The sequence below is a fragment of the Streptomyces sp. Alt3 genome (assembly GCF_030719215.1).
In the GTDB taxonomy this organism is placed as follows: domain Bacteria; phylum Actinomycetota; class Actinomycetes; order Streptomycetales; family Streptomycetaceae; genus Streptomyces; species Streptomyces glycanivorans.
Genome location: NZ_CP120983.1, coordinates 2,817,560 through 2,833,577 on the forward strand (window position 1 = coordinate 2,817,560; position 16,018 = coordinate 2,833,577).

Sequence of the window (16,018 nt, forward strand, 5' to 3'; positions counted from 1 at the left end):
CGTGGCCATCATGAGTGAGTGCCTGCATGTATCCGAACTGCCGCGCCCCGAGCCCGTCGCGCTCGACGACACCTGCCCGGAGTGCGTGGTGGCCGGCACCCATCCCGTGCAACTGCGGCTCTGTCTGGTCTGCGGGCACGTCGGGTGCTGCGATTCCTCGCCCCTGAAGCACGCCACGGCCCACTTCGAGGCCACCGGACATCCGGTGATGCGCAGCTTCGAATGCGCCGAGAGCTGGCGCTGGTGCTTCGTGGACGGTTCGATCGTCTGACGTCTGGGTACGTCAAACCGGCGCCGGTTCTTCGCAATTGACCGCCGCAGACCTCTAGCCACTGTGTGTACTCATATGCCTACCATGAGTAATCATGAGGTTACGGTCTCGGCGACACGGCATCATGGGTCGCGACATCGTCGCCGAACCCTAGGACCGACGACGGACCGCACGGCCCCGGGCACCCGTCCCGGAGCCTCGAACGAGTTTGTGCCACCTTGGAGGTGAGGGTGTCCCAGATCGCAGGCGAGCCCGGGAACCAGGACTTCGTAGAGGTCCGGCTGCCCGCTGCGGGTGCCTACCTGTCGGTGTTGCGTACGGCCACGGCCGGTCTCGCAGCGCGCTTGGACTTCACTCTCGACGAGATCGAGGATCTTCGCATCGCGGTCGACGAGGCCTGCGCGATCCTGCTTCAGCAGGCCGTGCCGGGCTCCGTCCTCAGCTGCGTGTTCCGACTCGTCGGCGATTCCCTCGAGGTGACCGTCTCGGCCCCCACGACGGACGGCCGCGCCCCCGAGCGCGACACCTTCGCCTGGACGGTGCTCTCCGCGCTGGCCGGCAAGGTCGACTCCACGGTCGCCGACGACCGTACGGTCAGCATCAGCCTCTACAAACAGCGCGGCGCGGGACCCGGGCCGGCGTGAGCGACGGGAACGGGGACGGTCCTGTGCGTGACGAGACGATCCGGTCGGGGGCGGTGCGCCCGGCGGCCCTGCCGGAGCAGCAGGCCAGGCCGCACCCGGAGGGCGGGGCGGTCGGCGCGGACGAGGCGCAGGGCCGTCCGGCCCCGCCTGAGCAGCCACAGGCGGAGCGGGCGGGCCGGATGAGCGAGCACGGGCACCACGATCCACACGACCGCAGTGGCGCGCGGGCACTCTTCGTCGAGCTCCGCGCGCTGCCCGAGGGTTCGGTGGAGAAGGCCGAGCTCCGCAACCGGCTGGTGCGGATGCACCTGCCGCTGGTGGAGCACCTGGCCCGCAGGTTCCGCAACCGCGGCGAGCCGCTGGACGACCTGACACAGGTCGCCACGATCGGTCTGATCAAGTCGGTGGACCGGTTCGACCCGGACCGCGGCGTCGAGTTCTCGACGTACGCGACCCCCACGGTCGTCGGCGAGATCAAGCGGCACTTCCGGGACAAGGGCTGGGCGGTGCGCGTCCCGCGGCGCCTCCAGGAGCTTCGGCTGTCGCTGACGACGGCCACCGCGGAGCTCTCCCAGCAGCACGGCCGTTCGCCCACCGTGCACGAACTGGCGGAGCGCCTGGGCATCTCCGAGGAGGAGGTCCTGGAGGGGCTGGAATCGGCCAATGCCTACAGCACGCTCTCGCTCGACGTCCCGGACACGGACGACGAGTCGCCGGCGGTCGCGGACACCCTCGGCTCCGAGGACGAGGCGCTGGAGGGCGTCGAGTACCGCGAGTCGCTCAAGCCGCTGCTCGAGGACCTCCCGCCGCGCGAGAAACGGATCCTGCTGCTGCGCTTCTTCGGCAACATGACCCAGTCGCAGATCGCGCAGGAGGTCGGCATCTCCCAGATGCACGTCTCCCGCCTGCTGGCCCGCACGCTCGCGCAGCTGCGCGAGCGGCTGCTCGTCGAGGAGTAGCGGGCAGGACGCGGGGGCCGTGCGGGATCAGGCGTCGGGGGTCGTCCGCGGCCCCCGGATGCCCAGCGCCTTCGTGGTCGCCGGGTCGAGCACCAGCACGAGGCCCGTCACGGCGACCGCCGCGAGGACGGTGCCCAGGGGGATGAGCGCGCCCTGGGCCCGCAGCAGCGTCCAGGCCACCGGCAGCGCCATGAGCTGGGTGATGAGCGCGGGGCCGCGGCTCCAGCTCTTCCGCAGCAGCAGCCCACGGGCGGCGAGGAGCGGGATCAGGCCGAGCGCCACCAGCGTGAGCCCGCCCATCTCGGCCTGCTGCATGCTGTCGGGCCGGCCGAAGAGCCCCACGGCCAGCATGTAGACGCCGCCGATGGCGAGCGCCGCTCCCTCGAGCGCGTTGAGTGCGGCCAGGGCGGCGATCCGGCCCGGCTTCTCCGGCCCGGCCGAGGGCGAGGGGGCGGGCGTGTTCTGCTGAGTGCTCACGTCTCTCAGATTCGCACCCCGGACCGTCGGAAGAGAAGCCGGGGCCGCACGACAGGACGGGCGGTCACCCTGCGTGACCACCCGTGGACCCGGTGGATCGGGACTTCGGGGCGGTACCGCGCGGTAGGTACCCTGGCGTGCATGCGCGCACTTCTCGTGGTCAATCCAGCTGCCACCACTACCAGTGCGCGCACCCGCGACGTACTGATCCACGCCCTCGCGAGCGAGATGAAGATCGAGGCCGTGACAACGGAGTACCGGGGGCACGCCCGGGACCTCGGGCGCCGGGCCGCCGACTCCGACGACATCGACCTGGTGGTCGCCCTCGGGGGCGACGGCACGGTGAACGAGGTGGTCAACGGCCTGCTGCACAAGGGCCCGGACCCCGAGGGCCTGCCCAGCCTGGCAGTCGTCCCCGGCGGTTCCACGAACGTCTTCGCGCGGGCCCTGGGCATCCCCAACGACGCGGTCGAGGCGACGGGCGCCATCCTGGACGCCCTCGCCGACCGCAGCGAGCGCACGGTGGGCCTGGGCCTCGCGGCCGGCACCCCGGGCACGGCGGACGAAGCGGTGCCCGGACGGTGGTTCACCTTCTGCGCGGGGCTCGGATTCGATGCCGGGGTCATCGGTCGGGTCGAACAGAAGCGTGAGCGGGGCAAGCGGTCGACCCATGCGCTGTACGTGCGCCAGGTGCTCCGGCAGTTCATGGACGACCCGCACCGGCGCAACGGGATGATCACCCTCGACGTCCCCGGCCAGGACCCGGTCACCGACCTCGCGCTGTCGATAATCTGCAACACCGCACCCTGGACCTACCTGGGGAACCGCCCGATATACGCCTCCCCGAAGGCCTCCTTCGACACCGCCCTGGACGTCCTCGGCCTCAAGCGCCTCTCCACCCCCGCCGTGACCCGGTACGCCACCCAGCTGCTCACTTCGAGCCCCGAGAAGGGGCCGCACGGCAAGCACGCCGTGTCACTCCACGACCTCACGGACTTCACCTTGCATTCAAAGGCGCCACTGCCCTTCCAGATGGACGGTGACCACCTGGGACTGCGTACGAGCGTGACGTTCACAGGCGTACGCCGTGCACTGCGTGTGATTGTGTGAGTGGAAGGGGCCAAAGTCCTTTAACTCGAACGTTTGGGCTGGCCCCCACCCCTTAGAAGTACGGCTGTGACCTAGTCGACACCGAGGAATCAAAAAAAACTTTCCAGAAGGGGTTGTATCCGCCGCCGAGGTTTGCGAATCTCTACATGGCGATCGGGACGGCCCGCAACATCGGCCTCCACTGAGAGCCAGAACCCCTCCTCACCACAACAGGACCACATCCAGCTCATCTGGGCGTCGGACCTTCGTCTGCGGGGGGATTCGTGAAAGCGTTCACATTCACAAGCACCAGCATGTAATACCAAGGAGAGGTAGCAGCCATGGACTGGCGTCACAACGCCGTTTGTCGTGAGGAAGACCCCGAGCTGTTCTTCCCCATCGGCAACACCGGTCCTGCGCTGCTGCAGATCGAGGAAGCCAAGGCCGTCTGCCGTCGCTGCCCCGTCATGGAGCAGTGCCTGCAGTGGGCGCTCGAGTCCGGCCAGGACTCCGGCGTCTGGGGTGGCCTCAGCGAGGACGAGCGCCGCGCAATGAAGCGCCGCGCCGCTCGCAACCGGGCGCGTAACGCCAGCGCCTGACCGACGCCCCCCGCACACGAGCCTCAGCCCGGCGGCGCGTACAGAGCGTACGCACAGCCCCGCCTTCGAGTCGCAGCGCGCAGTACCCCCGAAGCGCATCGCACCGTGAGCACCACGTAGTGGGCCCGGACCGTCACCACGGTCCGGGCCCACTGCTGTGCGCCGGGAAACGACCGGCCTCCCGCTACTTGTCGTTCTGCACGGGGATGTCCAGCACCACCTGGGTACCGCGCACCGGGGCGGGGACCATACCGAACGTGCCGCCCAGCTCACCCTCGACCAGGGTCCGCACGATCTGCAGGCCCAGGTTGCCGGCCTTCTGGGGGTCGAACCCCTCGGGCAACCCGCGCCCGTCGTCCGTCACCGTGATCAGCAGCCGGCCCTCGGCCGAGGAACCGCCGCGTACCGCGGCCACCTCCACGGCGCCCTGCTCGGCCACGGAGAACGCGTGCTCCAGCGCGTTCTGCAGCACCTCGGTGAGCACCATCGAGAGCGGAGTGGCCACTTCCGCGTCAAGGACCCCGAAGCGTCCCGTCCGGCGGCAGGTGACCTTTCCGGGTGAGATCTCGGCGACCATCGCGATCACCCGGTCGGCGATCTCGTCGAACTCGACGCGCTCGTCCAGATTCTGGGACAGCGTCTCATGGACGATGGCGATCGAACCGACGCGCCGCACGGCCTCGTTGAGCGCCTCACGGCCGCGCTCCGAGTCCATCCGGCGCGCCTGGAGCCGCAACAGGGCAGCCACTGTCTGGAGGTTGTTCTTCACCCGGTGGTGGATCTCCCGGATGGTGGCGTCCTTCGTGATCAGTTCCCGCTCACGGCGCCGCAGTTCCGTGACGTCCCGGAGCAGTACCAGCGAACCGATGCGCACCCCCTTGGGCTTGAGCGGGATCGCACGCAGCTGGATGACCCCGCCGGCGCCCTCGACCTCGAACTCCCGCGGCGCGTAGCCGCTTGCCACCTTGACCAGGGCCTCGTCCACCGGGCCGCGTGACGGCGCGAGTTCGGCGGTGGTCGCGCCGAGGTTGTGCCCGACGAGGTCCGAGGCCAGACCGAGCCGGTGGTAGGCGGAGAGGCCGTTGGGGCTGGCGTACTGCACGACTCCGTCGGCGTCGAGCCTGATCAGCCCGTCCCCGACGCGCGGCGAGGCGTCCATGTCGACCTGCTGACCGGGGAACGGGAAGGTGCCCGCGGCGATCATCTGGGCCAGGTCGGAGGCGGACTGGAGATAGGTGAGCTCCAGCCTCGACGGGGTGCGGACGGTGAGGAGGTTGGTGTTGCGGGCGATGACGCCGAGGATCCGGCCCTCCCTCCGCACAGGGATCGACTCGACCCGGACGGGCACCTCCTCCCGCCACTCCGGGTCCCCCTCACGCACGATGCGCCCCTCGTCCAGGGCGGCGTCCAGCAGCGGCCGGCGGCCGCGCGGCACGAGGTGGCCGACCATGTCGTCCTGGTAGGAGGTGGGGCCGGTGTTCGGCCGCATCTGCGCCACGGACACATAGCGGGTCCCGTCGCGGGTGGGCACCCACAGGACGAGGTCGGCGAAGGACAGGTCGGAGAGCAGCTGCCACTCCGAGACCAGCAGATGGAGCCACTCGAGGTCGGTGTCACTCAGAGCGGTGTGCTGGCGGACGAGGTCGTTCATGGAGGGCACATGTGCGAGCGTACCCGTGGAATCGAAGAGGTTCCGAACCGATCGGGCGGCGGATGCGTGACACTGGTGGAGGGCGGACGCGGTCGCGAGAAACTCCGCCACGACGGATGGACACGGCCTAATGGTCTAGTCCACAATGCACCACGTAGGGGTACGACACCCAGGAAGCGCCCCTGCGCGACAGACCTCCGCTCTCCCCGCACAGGAGAGCGGACCGAGGCACCCGGCGCTCTCTGCCCTGACTGCGCCGGTGCCTCAAGTGGCCGGGGGCACCGCACACCGCCGGCCAGGAAGCTCCGGGCTGCGGTGCCGGACGGGCCGAGGGTCCCGTCCCGGCGCCGCGGCCCGCGGGTGTTTCCGGGCCCGTTCCCCCCTCTCGGACGGGGCCGCACCCCCTCACGAACAGGGCCGTCCCCCCTCACCGGCGGGGCCGCCGCCGACAGGGCGACAACTGGTGACGCAGACATGGACGGTTCACCTCCGGGCCGCTCCGTTCTGCTAGATTGGGGCCCACAATTGGTCTATACCACATGACGCCACTCTCCAGATCGGCAGGCACAGCGTGGAAGTTGTCATCGTCCCGGACGCCACGGCAGGCGGCGAGCTCATCGCGGAGGCCATCGCGGCGCTGCTCGGCCGCAAGCCCGACGCCCTGCTCGGCGTTGCCACCGGCTCGACCCCGCTGCCCATCTACCAGGCCCTGACCGCGAAGGTCCGCTCCGGCGCCGTGGACGCCTCACGCGCCCGGATCTGCCAGCTCGACGAGTACGTCGGGCTGCCCCCGGGCCACCCCGAGTCGTACCGCTCGGTCGTGCTGCGCGAGGTCATCGAGCCGCTCGGTCTGTCCGAGAAGTCCTTCATGGGACCGGACGGCGCGGCCGAGGACGTCCAGGCCGCGTGCGACGCCTACGACAAGGCACTCGCCGAGGCGGGGGGCGTGGACCTCCAGCTGCTCGGCATCGGCACCGACGGGCACATCGGCTTCAACGAGCCCTGCTCCTCGCTCGCCTCGCGCACCCGCATCAAGACGCTGACCGAGCAGACGCGGATCGACAACGCCCGCTTCTTCGACGACGACATCGAGCAGGTGCCCCGCCACGTCATCACCCAGGGCATCGGCACGATCCTGGAGGCACGCCACCCGATCCTGCTCGCCACCGGCGAGGGCAAGGCCGACGCGGTGGCCCGGACGGTCGAGGGCCCGGTCGCCTCGGTCGTACCGGCCTCCGCGCTGCAGCTGCACCCGCACGCCACGGTCGTCGTGGACGAGGCGGCGGCGTCGAAGCTGAAGCTCGCGGACTACTTCCGCGCGACCTTCGCGGCGAAGCCGCGGTGGCAGGGCCTGTAGATCCCGTACATGTGTGAGGGCCGGGTCACCCCTGACGGTGACCCGGCCCTCACGTGTCGGCCCTCCCGGGCTCAGGCACCCGTGCCGGTGATCGCCTCCGCGGCCGCGATCCCGCAGACCCGTGCGGCGCCGTGCGTGGCGACGTGCAGCGCGCCCCGGGGCGGCGCCACGGGCAGGCCCATCTCGACCACGACGGTGTCGGGGCGCGCCTGGAGCAACTCGTCCAGCGCCTCGCTCATCCACCCGTGACGGTGGACGTCACGGACCACGGCGACGATGCGCCGCTCCCCCGCCGCACCCAGCACCTCGGCGGCAGGCGACACACTCCCGCTGCCGTAGGTCCCCGTCTCCGTGCCGGGCAGGATCCGGGACAGCTCGGCCGCGACACCCCACGGGGTCTCGTCGCCGACGGCGATGTTGGCGACCGGGGTGAAGGCCGCGACGTACGCCGGTTCGTCCAGCGGCTCGGCGGTGCCCGTGACCGTCACGGCCCGGCGGGCGGCGACCAGTCCGATGCCGGCTCCGGCGCCGGGCGCGGTCCCCTCCTGCTCCTCCGCGCCCGGCTCCGGGGCAGCCCCCCTGACCCCCTGCGTCCAGGACGCGAGGGCCCGTACACGTGCGGCCGCGTCGGCGAGCCGCTCCTCGGGCAGTTGGCCGCTGCGCACCGCTGCCACCAGGGCGTCGCGCAGCCGCAGCACCGTGTCCTCGTCGGCCAGCCCGCCGCCGACACAGATGGCGTCGGCGCCCGCGGCGATGGCGAGGACGGATCCGCGCTCGATGCCGTAGGTGCCGGCGATGGCGTCCATCTCCATGCCGTCGGTGACGATCAGCCCCTCGTAGCCCAGTTCCTGGCGGAGCAGACCGGTGAGGATCTGCGGGCTCAGGGTCGCCGGCCGGGTCGGGTCCAGTGCGGGAAGCAGGATATGGGCGCTCATCACCGCTTTGGAACCCGCTGCGACGGCGGCCCGGAAGGGCACCAGCTCACGGGCGTGCAACGTGTCCAGGTCCACGTCGATGCGCGGCAGCGCGTGGTGCGAGTCGACCGCCGTGTCGCCGTGCCCCGGGAAGTGCTTGGTGCACGCGGCGACACCGGCGGCCTGGAGACCCTCGACGTAGGCGGCGGTGTGCCGTGCGACGAGCCCGGTGCCGGCGCCGAAGGAGCGTACGCCGATGACCGGGTTCCCCGGGTTGGAGTTGACGTCGGCGGACGGCGCCCAGTTGAGGTTGACCCCGCACTCGGCGAGCCGGCGGCCGAGTTCGCGGGCGACGGCCCGGGTGAGGTCCACGTCGTCCACGGCGCCGAGGGCGAGGTTGCCGGGGAAGGAGGAGCCGTTGCGGACCTCCAGCCGGGTGACGTCGCCGCCCTCCTCGTCGATCGCGACGAGCACGTCGTCCCGCTCGGCCCGCAGCCGGGCCGTGAGCGCGGCGAGTTGCTCGGGCGAGTGGATGTTCCGCCCGAACAGCCCGACGGAGGCCAGGCCTTCGCCGACCCTGCGCAGGAGCCAGTCCGGGGCGGTCGTGCCGGTGAAGCCCGGCTGGAGGACGGCGAGCGCGTCGCGGGTGACGGTGTCCGTGGTGGATACGAGGGTGGTCATGGGGCTTATCCCTTCACGGCGCCGGAGGTGAGCCCCGTAGCCATCTTCCCCTGAATGATCATGAAGAAGATGACGACCGGGATGGAGATGAGCGTGGAGGCCGCCATCAGTGCGCCGTAGTCCGTACCGCGTTCCGTCGTGAACGTCATCAGCCACACGTTGAGCGTGTACTTGGAGTTGTCGTTGATCAGGATGTAGGCGAAGAGGTACTCGTTCCAGGCGTTGACCAGCGCGAAGATGGACGCGGCGGCGAGCCCCGGCGCCAGCAGCGGGAAGATGACCCGGCGGAAGGCCCCCATGCGGGTGCAGCCGTCCACCATCGCGGACTCCTCGAGCTCCACGGGGATGTTGATCACGAATCCGCGGATCATGATGGTCGCGAAGGGCAGCGTCGAGACCAGGTAGACGACGATGAGTCCCCAGTACTCGTCGATGCCTCCCAGCGCGTTGAGCTGGAGGTAGATCGGGATCAGCATCGCGGTCGGCGGCAGCATCTGGACCAGGATCATGATCATCATCAGCGCCTTCCGCCCGAAGAAGCGGAAGCGTCCGATGGCGAGTGCCGCGAGCGTCGCGATGATCATCCCGCCGACGACGGCGGTCACCGAGACGATGAGGCTCGACTGGATCGCGGTGGCGAAGTTGTCCTGCTTCACCGCGCGCGCGAAGTTGTCGAAGGTGAGGGAGGACGGCCACAGCGTCTGGTCGTAGGACCGGATCTCGTGGTTGGGGCGCAGCGAACTGACGATCAGCCAGTAGACCGGGAAGGCCATCAGCGCGGCCGTGACCAGCGCCAGGATGTTGTAGCCGAGGCGGTTCCTCCTGCGGTCGGGCCGCAGGACCTGGGCCGGCGCGTTCGTGGGCGTGGAGGCGCTCATTCGACCTCTCCCGTCTTGATCAGCTGGCGCAGGTAGTACACGGCGACGCCGGAGAGCATCAGGACGGTGATCAGTGCGATCGCGCTGCCCTGGCTGAAGGAGGTGGACTCGAACGCCTTGGAGAAGGAGTAGAGGCCGAGGGTCTCGTACTCGGGTTCGGGCTTGTTGCCGCGCAGCAGCCAGATCTGGCCGAACACGTTGAAGTCCCAGATGACCGAGAGGGTGGCGACCATCGTGAAGACCGGCTTGATGACGGGCCAGGTGACGAAGCGGTAGACGCCGAACGCGGTGGCTCCGTCGAGGGAGGCCGCCTCCTCCAGCTCCTTGGGGACCTGGGTGAGGGCCGCGTACATCGTGATCACGACGAACGGGATGGCGCCCCAGACGACCAGGAGCGTGATGATGCCGAAGCCCTGCCAGGGGTCGAGGAACCAGTTGTGGCCGAGCCACCGGTCCTCGTCGCCGGTGATGTCGGCGAGCAGGGTGTTGATCAGGCCGTAGTCGGAGTCCGAGAGCCAGCGGAAGACCGAGGCGGCGACCATGAGCGGCATGGACCAGGCTGCGATCAGTGCCACCGTGAGGACGAGCCGCACCCAGGTGGAGACCTTCAGCATCATCAGGGCGATCAGCAGGCCGATGCCCATGGTCAGCACGACACAGATGGTCATGAAGACGACGGTTCTGCCGACTACCGCCCAGAACTCCGGGTCACCGAGGATGTTGGTGAACTGCTCGAAGCCGACCCACGGGGTCTCGCCGTTGCCCCAGAGGGCCGCCCGCCCCAGGTCCTGGAAGGACATGATCACGGTCTTGATCAGCGGGTAGACATAGACGGCGGCGATCGCCAGGATCGCCGGCAGGATCAGGAAATAGGGGAGGAGCTCCCCCTTCTTCCGCCGCTTCTTCGGGCGGGGCCCGTCAGCTTCCTGTCCGGAGGGTGAGATCCCGGTCTTCTCCGGGACACGCGGTACGGGTACCGGTGGACCGGCGGCCTTGGTGTCGGCAGCAGTCACGTGACTGACCTTCCATCGGGATTCCGGGGATCTGCACCCGGGAATCACGGCGTTTCTACCTGAGAAAAGGAGGGCGGGGGCCCGGTGTTCGCCGGACCCCCGCCTGGAGAGCCGAAGGCCCGGGGACTACTTGTTGATGAGCTCGTTGACCTTGTCGTCGGCCTTCTTGGCGGCATCGGCCACCGAGGTGCCCTTGAGGATCTCCAGGAGCATGTTCTCCAGGACCTCCTCCTTCTCGATGGAGGTCCAGCCCGGCGCGATCGGCGTGAACCAGGCGTCCGGCACCGCGTTGGCGACGGCGGCCGTCTCCGGCTTGGACTTCAGCGGCTCGAGCTGCTTCTCGTTGTTCGGGAGGATGTTCTTGGAGGTGAGCACCTCCTGCGACTTCTCGCTGGTGAAGAGGGAGACCCACTCCTCACCCAGGTCGGTGACCTTGGACTTGGCGGTCACCGCGAGGTCGGAACCACCGATGAAGGACGGGAGGGCCTTGCCGTTCGGGCCGGGCATGCCGGCCGTGCCGATCTTGCCCTCGAGCTTCGGGTTGCCGTTGTTGGCGCCGTCGACGACGAAGCCGGCCTCCCAGCCGTTGCCGTAGATCAGGGCCGCCTTCTCGTTGGCCATGACGTTGGCGTGGTCCTGCTCGTCCTTCGTCTGGTCGGCCTTGTTGTACTTCTTGACCAGGTTGACGAAGTGCTCGATGCCCTTCTGGGACTCGGGGGAGGAGAGGTTGCCCTTCCACTCCTTCGCGCCCTCGTCGTACTCGGCGATGGAGCCGCCGTAGCCCGCGACGTAGGACATGGCCGCGTACCAGTAACGGCCCGGCAGGTAGAGGGACGAGAAGCGCTTGTCCTTCTTGGTGTACTCGGCCGAGACCTTGTCGAGTGCGGCGAGCATCTCGTCCTCGGTCTGCGGGAGGGCGTCGCTGCCGGTGCCCTTCTTGAGCATGTCCTTGTTGTAGACCGCGACACGGGCGCCCGCGTAGTAGGGCACGCAGAACTGCTTGCCCTCGAAGGTGCAGGTGTCCTTCAGACCCTTGATCCAGGTGTCCGAGTTGTCGTACTTCTTGGGGTCGATCTCGGCCAGCGCGCCGTTGAGGATGTACTGCATGGTCTCGGTGTTGCCGAGCTCGACGACGTCCGGGAACTTGTCGCCGCCGAGGGACGTGTCGAGCTTCTTGGCCTTGTCCGCCCACTGCTGGTACTGGACGTTGACCTTGACCTTCGGGTACTTCTTGTTGAACTGCGCGTTGACGTCCTTGACCAGTTCCGGCCAGGTGCTCTGCGCGTCGACCATCAGCCAGACCGTCAGGCTCTCGGTACGGTCCTTCGGGTCCTTCGAGGCGTTGTCATTACTGTCCCCACCACACGCCGCGATTCCGGTCATCATCGCTGCGACGCCTACTGCCGCAATGAGCTTGCGCTTCATGCCACACCCTCCTCAGGGATACCAGCAACCCCCCGCCCACCGCGAAGACGTACGCCTGGCGCTACCTGTGGGGCTGGGACCTGGTCTTTAATGGTTTAGACCAGTACCGGGAGCTTGGCCTAGACCTTTAGGGGTGTCAAGGGTGTATAAGAAGTGCACTCGCGTCCGTTATCGGACCGACACCTGAGGGAGGGCGACGACCCGTGACGAGGCCGTGCCACCATGTGAGCCGCGACAGACGGAGGAGCCGGTGACGGCAGCAACGCAGCAGTCGGGAAGGCGGGCCATGGGTGCCGACGGGGGCAGCAGTACGAGCGAGACCGGCGCGGGTGCGCGTACGGCGCGCGTCCCGAAGTACTACCGGCTCAAGCGCCATCTCCTCGAAATGACGGACACCATGCCGCCCGGCACCCCGGTACCCCCCGAGCGGACCCTGGCCGCGGAGTTCGACACCTCGCGCACCACGGTGCGTCAGGCACTCCAGGAGCTGGTGGTCGAGGGCCGACTGGAACGCATCCAGGGCAAGGGCACCTTCGTCGCCAAGCCGAAGGTCTCCCAGGCACTGCAACTCACCTCGTACACCGAGGACATGCGCGCCCAGGGCCTGGAACCGACGTCCCAACTGCTGGACATCGGCTACGTCACCGCGGACGACACGCTCGCCGGACTGCTGGACATCACAGCGGGCGGACGGGTGCTGCGGATCGAGCGGCTCAGGCTCGCCAGCGGTGAACCGATGGCCATCGAGACCACGCACCTCTCGGCCAAGCGCTTCCCCGCGCTGCGCCGTTCACTGGTGAAGTACACCTCGCTCTACACCGCGCTGGCAGAGGTGTACGACGTCCGGCTCGCCGAGGCCGAGGAGACCATCGAGACCTCCCTCGCCACCCCGCGCGAGGCCGGGCTGCTCGGCACGGACGTCGGCCTGCCGATGCTCATGCTGTCGCGTCACTCGATCGACGGCGACGGCGAACCGGTGGAGTGGGTGCGCTCGGTGTACCGGGGCGACAGGTACAAGTTCGTGGCCCGCCTGAAGCGTCCCACGGACTGATACGGCCCCGTTCCCCGCTGACGGTCGATCCCCCCGCACGCGCGGGGGGATTCACTCATTCCGGGCGACACCGGACCGTTGCAGGACCGCAATGCGGACGGGGGGTGACGGTGGCCGGACCTCTCGCCTAGATTTCCTGCGCATTACACAGGTGATCAGCGAGGGGACGGAGTCGCCGCATGTCAGAAGAAACCGGTGCGAACCCACCGACAGCACCGACAGTGACACCCACGAGGGTGGTGATCGCGCTCTGTCTGATCGCCCCGTTCGTGGCGATGCTCTGGGTCGATTCGTACGCGAAGGTCGAACCGACCTTCATCGGCATCCCGTTCTTCTACTGGTACCAGATGCTGTGGGTGCTCCTCTCGACCTCCCTCACCATGATCGCCTACAAGCTGTGGCAGCGTGACCAGCGCGCCCGCAAGGGGGGTGCTTCCGCATGAAGGACGGCGTGAACGGCGTGGCGCTCGCCGTGTTCATCTTCTTCTTCCTGGCCGTGACGGTCATCGGATTCATGGCCGCGCGCTGGCGCAAGGCCGAGAACGAGGCCAGCCTCGACGAATGGGGGCTGGGCGGACGGTCGTTCGGCACCTGGGTCACCTGGTTCCTGCTGGGCGGCGACCTCTACACGGCGTACACCTTCGTCGCGGTACCCGCGGCGATCTACGCGGCGGGCGCGGCCGGCTTCTTCGCCGTGCCGTACACGATCCTCGTGTACCCGCTGATCTTCACCTTCCTGCCGCGCCTGTGGTCGGTCTCGCACAAGCACGGCTACGTCACCACCTCGGACTTCGTCCGCGGCCGCTTCGGCTCCAAGGGGCTCTCGCTGGCGGTCGCCCTCACCGGCATCCTCGCCACGATGCCGTACATCGCGCTCCAGCTGGTCGGCATCCAGGCCGTGCTGGACGTCATGGGCGTCGGAGGCGGCGAGAACACGCACTGGTTCATCAAGGACCTGCCGCTGCTGATCGCGTTCGCCGTACTCGCCGCGTACACCTACTCCTCGGGACTGCGCGCCCCCGCACTCATCGCGTTCGTCAAGGACGGGCTGATCTACCTGGTCATCGCCGTGGCGATCATCTACATCCCGATCAAGCTCGGCGGGTTCGACGAGATCTTCTCCAGGGCGAACGAGGCGTTCTCGGCGAAGAACGAGGCCGCGGGCAAGCCCGTGGCGGGCCTCGTCCCGGGCGACATGGGCCAGTGGGGCTACGCCACCCTGGCACTGGGTTCGGCGCTCGCGCTCTTCATGTATCCCCACTCGATCACGGCGACGCTCTCCAGCCGCAGCCGTGAGGTGATCCGCCGCAACACCACGATCCTGCCGCTGTACTCGCTGATGCTGGGCCTGCTGGCCCTCCTCGGGTTCATGGCGATCGCCGCCGGGATCAAGGTCGACAACGGGCAGCTCGCGATCCCCCAGCTGTTCGAGAACATGTTCCCCGACTGGTTCGCGGGTGTGGCCTTCGCCGCGATCGGGATCGGCGCCCTGGTGCCGGCCGCGATCATGTCGATCGCCGCGGCGAACCTCTTCACCCGCAACATCTACAAGGACTTCATCAAGCCCGACGCGACCCCGGCCCAGGAGACCAAGGTCTCCAAGCTGGTCTCGCTGCTGGTCAAGGTCGGCGCGCTCGCCTTCGTCCTCACCATGGACAAGACGGTCGCGATCAACTTCCAGCTGCTGGGCGGCATCTGGATCCTCCAGACGATGCCGGCCCTGGTGGGCGGCCTGTTCACCCGCTGGTTCCACCGCTGGGCCCTGATCGCGGGCTGGGCGGTCGGCATGATCTACGGCACGGTGGCCGCCTACGGCGTCGCCAGCCCGACCCAGAAGCACTTCGGCGGGTCCTCGAAGGAGATCCCGGGCATCGGCGAGATCGGCTACATCGGCCTCACCGCGATCGTGCTGAACATCATCGTGGTGGTCGTGCTGACCTTCGTCCTCAACGCCGTGAAGGCACCGGCCGGCGTGGACGAGACCTCGCCGTCCGACTACACGGCGGACGTCGGCGACCCCGGCGTCAAGGCCGAGCTCCCGCCGGCCACGGTGGGCGCGCCGGGCGACGACGAACCGCTGGAACGGGTGTAGGACGTGACGTCCGTCCCGGCAGGGTTCGCCCCCTGCCGGGACGGACGCGTACGGGGCGGGGTGCTCGGCGACGGCTGCCGGGCCGCCCCGTACGCGCCGCGTGCCCGCCCCCGAAAGGGTGTGCGCCGGGCCTGCCGCCCGGGGGAGACTGGCACCCATGGATGTCTCGATCAGACCTGTACGCGCCGAGGAGCACGAGGCCCTGGGCGAGATGACCGCCCAGGCGTATCTCGGCGACGGGCTGCTGGACTTCGGCGCCGACGACCCCTATCTGGAACAGCTTCGCGCCGTCGGGCGACGCGCCGCCGAGGCCCTGGTGCTGGCCGCGGTGGACGCCGACGGCGAGCTGCTGGGCGGTGTCACCTACGTCCCGCCCGGCAGCCCGTGGGCCGACATAGCCGGCCGGGACGAAGCCGAGTTCCGGATGCTGGCGGTCTCCGCCCGGGCGCGCGGGCGCGGTGCGGGCGAGGCGCTCGTACGGGCCTGCGTCGACCGGGCCCGTGCCACCGCGGGGCTCTCCGGGATCGTCCTGTCGACCCAGTCGTCCATGGAGGCCGCGCACCGGATCTACCGCCGCCTCGGCTTCGTACGGACCCCGGAGCGCGACTGGAGCCCTCTCCCGGGCTTCACCCTCCTGACGTTCCGCTTGGCCTTCTGACTCTCCGCGACACTACATGTGGGGGCCGCCGCAATCGGCGGCCCCCACATGTATGCTCGACCTCGCTGTCGCCGCAGGGGAATCCGGTGCGAATCCGGAACTGTCCCGCAACGGTGTGATCGGTGTGCATTCGCGCACCGCGGAGTCCGAAGACCTGTCGACAGTGCGTCCGGCTCGACCGAACCGGACGCAGAGACGTCCGGGCCCCGCGGAGGGCCGGTGGACGCCGCGCGCACCGTGCTGCCCTCCCCCGGGTTCC

Annotated in this window: 16 protein-coding genes and 1 riboswitch; of the genes, 10 read left to right on the plus strand and 6 right to left on the minus strand. The window is 69.1% G+C overall.

The window, feature by feature from the left end:
- The first annotated feature begins 10 nt into the window (after positions 1 to 10).
- From P8A20_RS11905 to P8A20_RS11915, 3 genes are all read left to right on the plus strand, one after another.
- Positions 11 to 271, plus strand: coding sequence for a UBP-type zinc finger domain-containing protein (locus P8A20_RS11905; protein WP_147959442.1), 261 nt, complete (start codon positions 11 to 13; stop codon positions 269 to 271).
- 230 nt (positions 272 to 501) lie between these two features.
- The gene (locus P8A20_RS11910; RefSeq protein ID WP_014154139.1) at positions 502 to 915 is read left to right on the plus strand and encodes an ATP-binding protein; all 414 of its coding nucleotides are present in this window, start codon (positions 502 to 504) and stop codon (positions 913 to 915) included.
- A gap of 23 nt (positions 916 to 938) precedes the next feature.
- Positions 939 to 1,874 (plus strand): RNA polymerase sigma factor SigF, encoded by a 936-nt coding sequence (locus P8A20_RS11915; protein ID WP_147959441.1) that lies wholly within the window; start codon positions 939 to 941, stop codon positions 1,872 to 1,874.
- Positions 1,875 to 1,901: 27 nt separating this feature from the next.
- Here P8A20_RS11915 and P8A20_RS11920 read toward each other — a convergent pair whose 3' ends face one another.
- Positions 1,902 to 2,351, minus strand: a complete 450-nt coding sequence (locus P8A20_RS11920; RefSeq protein ID WP_306103486.1) for a hypothetical protein — start codon at positions 2,349 to 2,351, stop codon at positions 1,902 to 1,904.
- 141 nt (positions 2,352 to 2,492) lie between these two features.
- On the opposite strand from P8A20_RS11920, the gene P8A20_RS11925 reads away from it, so the two are divergent.
- A complete protein-coding gene (locus tag P8A20_RS11925) occupies positions 2,493 to 3,461 on the plus strand; it encodes a diacylglycerol/lipid kinase family protein (protein ID WP_147959440.1) in 969 nt (322 codons plus the stop codon).
- 320 nt (positions 3,462 to 3,781) lie between these two features.
- Positions 3,782 to 4,039: a WhiB family transcriptional regulator gene (locus P8A20_RS11930; RefSeq protein ID WP_003953983.1), complete on the plus strand. Its 258-nt coding sequence runs from the start codon at positions 3,782 to 3,784 to the stop codon at positions 4,037 to 4,039.
- 184 nt (positions 4,040 to 4,223) lie between these two features.
- On the opposite strand, the gene P8A20_RS11935 is transcribed toward P8A20_RS11930, so the two are convergent.
- Entirely contained in the window at positions 4,224 to 5,690 is a 1,467-nt protein-coding gene (locus P8A20_RS11935; RefSeq protein ID WP_147960437.1) for a sensor histidine kinase, read from the minus strand.
- Between the two features lie 571 nt (positions 5,691 to 6,261).
- Between P8A20_RS11935 and nagB the strand changes: the two genes are divergently transcribed.
- Positions 6,262 to 7,047: a glucosamine-6-phosphate deaminase gene (gene nagB / locus P8A20_RS11940; RefSeq protein ID WP_147959439.1), complete on the plus strand. Its 786-nt coding sequence runs from the start codon at positions 6,262 to 6,264 to the stop codon at positions 7,045 to 7,047.
- Positions 7,048 to 7,118: 71 nt separating this feature from the next.
- On the opposite strand, the gene P8A20_RS11945 is transcribed toward nagB, so the two are convergent.
- The 4 genes from P8A20_RS11945 to P8A20_RS11960 all read right to left on the minus strand — a co-directional run bounded on the left by P8A20_RS11945 (position 7,119) and on the right by P8A20_RS11960 (position 11,958).
- Positions 7,119 to 8,642 (minus strand): glycoside hydrolase family 3 protein, encoded by a 1,524-nt coding sequence (locus P8A20_RS11945; protein ID WP_306103487.1) that lies wholly within the window; start codon positions 8,640 to 8,642, stop codon positions 7,119 to 7,121.
- 5 nt (positions 8,643 to 8,647) lie between these two features.
- Positions 8,648 to 9,520 carry a carbohydrate ABC transporter permease gene (locus P8A20_RS11950; RefSeq protein ID WP_147959437.1) on the minus strand — a complete coding sequence of 291 codons (873 nt, stop codon included), beginning with the start codon at positions 9,518 to 9,520 and terminating at the stop codon, positions 8,648 to 8,650.
- Positions 9,517 to 10,533, minus strand: coding sequence for a carbohydrate ABC transporter permease (locus P8A20_RS11955; protein WP_306103488.1), 1,017 nt, complete (start codon positions 10,531 to 10,533; stop codon positions 9,517 to 9,519). Before P8A20_RS11955 ends, P8A20_RS11950 begins: the two co-directional genes overlap by 4 nt.
- Before the next feature lie 126 nt (positions 10,534 to 10,659).
- Positions 10,660 to 11,958, minus strand: a complete 1,299-nt coding sequence (locus P8A20_RS11960) for a sugar ABC transporter substrate-binding protein (RefSeq protein WP_306103489.1) — start codon at positions 11,956 to 11,958, stop codon at positions 10,660 to 10,662.
- A gap of 286 nt (positions 11,959 to 12,244) precedes the next feature.
- On the opposite strand from P8A20_RS11960, the gene P8A20_RS11965 reads away from it, so the two are divergent.
- The 4 genes from P8A20_RS11965 (at position 12,245) to P8A20_RS11980 (ending at position 15,759) form a co-directional block, all read left to right on the plus strand.
- Positions 12,245 to 13,009, plus strand: coding sequence for a GntR family transcriptional regulator (locus P8A20_RS11965; RefSeq protein ID WP_147960436.1), 765 nt, complete (start codon positions 12,245 to 12,247; stop codon positions 13,007 to 13,009).
- 179 nt (positions 13,010 to 13,188) lie between these two features.
- The gene (locus tag P8A20_RS11970; RefSeq protein ID WP_306103490.1) at positions 13,189 to 13,452 is read left to right on the plus strand and encodes a DUF3311 domain-containing protein; all 264 of its coding nucleotides are present in this window, start codon (positions 13,189 to 13,191) and stop codon (positions 13,450 to 13,452) included.
- A complete protein-coding gene (gene mctP, locus P8A20_RS11975; protein ID WP_147959433.1) occupies positions 13,449 to 15,101 on the plus strand; it encodes a monocarboxylate uptake permease MctP in 1,653 nt (550 codons plus the stop codon). The genes P8A20_RS11970 and mctP overlap by 4 nt, the downstream gene beginning before the upstream one ends.
- Positions 15,102 to 15,258: 157 nt before the next feature.
- Complete coding sequence (locus P8A20_RS11980) at positions 15,259 to 15,759, plus strand: GNAT family N-acetyltransferase (protein WP_147959432.1); 501 nt, start codon at positions 15,259 to 15,261, stop codon at positions 15,757 to 15,759.
- Between the two features lie 52 nt (positions 15,760 to 15,811).
- A riboswitch (cobalamin riboswitch) is annotated at positions 15,812 to 15,935 on the plus strand.
- The last annotated feature ends 83 nt before the right edge of the window (positions 15,936 to 16,018 follow it).

What these genes read in the sequence shown, in the direction of transcription:
- P8A20_RS11925 (WP_147959440.1), top strand. Translation starts at nt 2,493, where the DNA reads ATGCGCGCACTTCTCGTGGTCAATCCAGCTGCCACCACTACCAGTGCG.
- P8A20_RS11950 (WP_147959437.1), bottom strand. Translation starts at nt 9,520, where the DNA reads ATGAGCGCCTCCACGCCCACGAACGCGCCGGCCCAGGTCCTGCGGCCC.
- P8A20_RS11945 (WP_306103487.1), bottom strand. Translation starts at nt 8,642, where the DNA reads ATGACCACCCTCGTATCCACCACGGACACCGTCACCCGCGACGCGCTC.
- mctP (WP_147959433.1), top strand. Translation starts at nt 13,449, where the DNA reads ATGAAGGACGGCGTGAACGGCGTGGCGCTCGCCGTGTTCATCTTCTTC.
- P8A20_RS11965 (WP_147960436.1), top strand. Translation starts at nt 12,245, where the DNA reads ATGGGTGCCGACGGGGGCAGCAGTACGAGCGAGACCGGCGCGGGTGCG.
- P8A20_RS11930 (WP_003953983.1), top strand. Translation starts at nt 3,782, where the DNA reads ATGGACTGGCGTCACAACGCCGTTTGTCGTGAGGAAGACCCCGAGCTG.
- P8A20_RS11935 (WP_147960437.1), bottom strand. Translation starts at nt 5,690, where the DNA reads ATGAACGACCTCGTCCGCCAGCACACCGCTCTGAGTGACACCGACCTC.
- P8A20_RS11980 (WP_147959432.1), top strand. Translation starts at nt 15,259, where the DNA reads ATGGATGTCTCGATCAGACCTGTACGCGCCGAGGAGCACGAGGCCCTG.
- P8A20_RS11905 (WP_147959442.1), top strand. Translation starts at nt 11, where the DNA reads ATGAGTGAGTGCCTGCATGTATCCGAACTGCCGCGCCCCGAGCCCGTC.
- P8A20_RS11960 (WP_306103489.1), bottom strand. Translation starts at nt 11,958, where the DNA reads ATGAAGCGCAAGCTCATTGCGGCAGTAGGCGTCGCAGCGATGATGACC.
- P8A20_RS11970 (WP_306103490.1), top strand. Translation starts at nt 13,189, where the DNA reads ATGTCAGAAGAAACCGGTGCGAACCCACCGACAGCACCGACAGTGACA.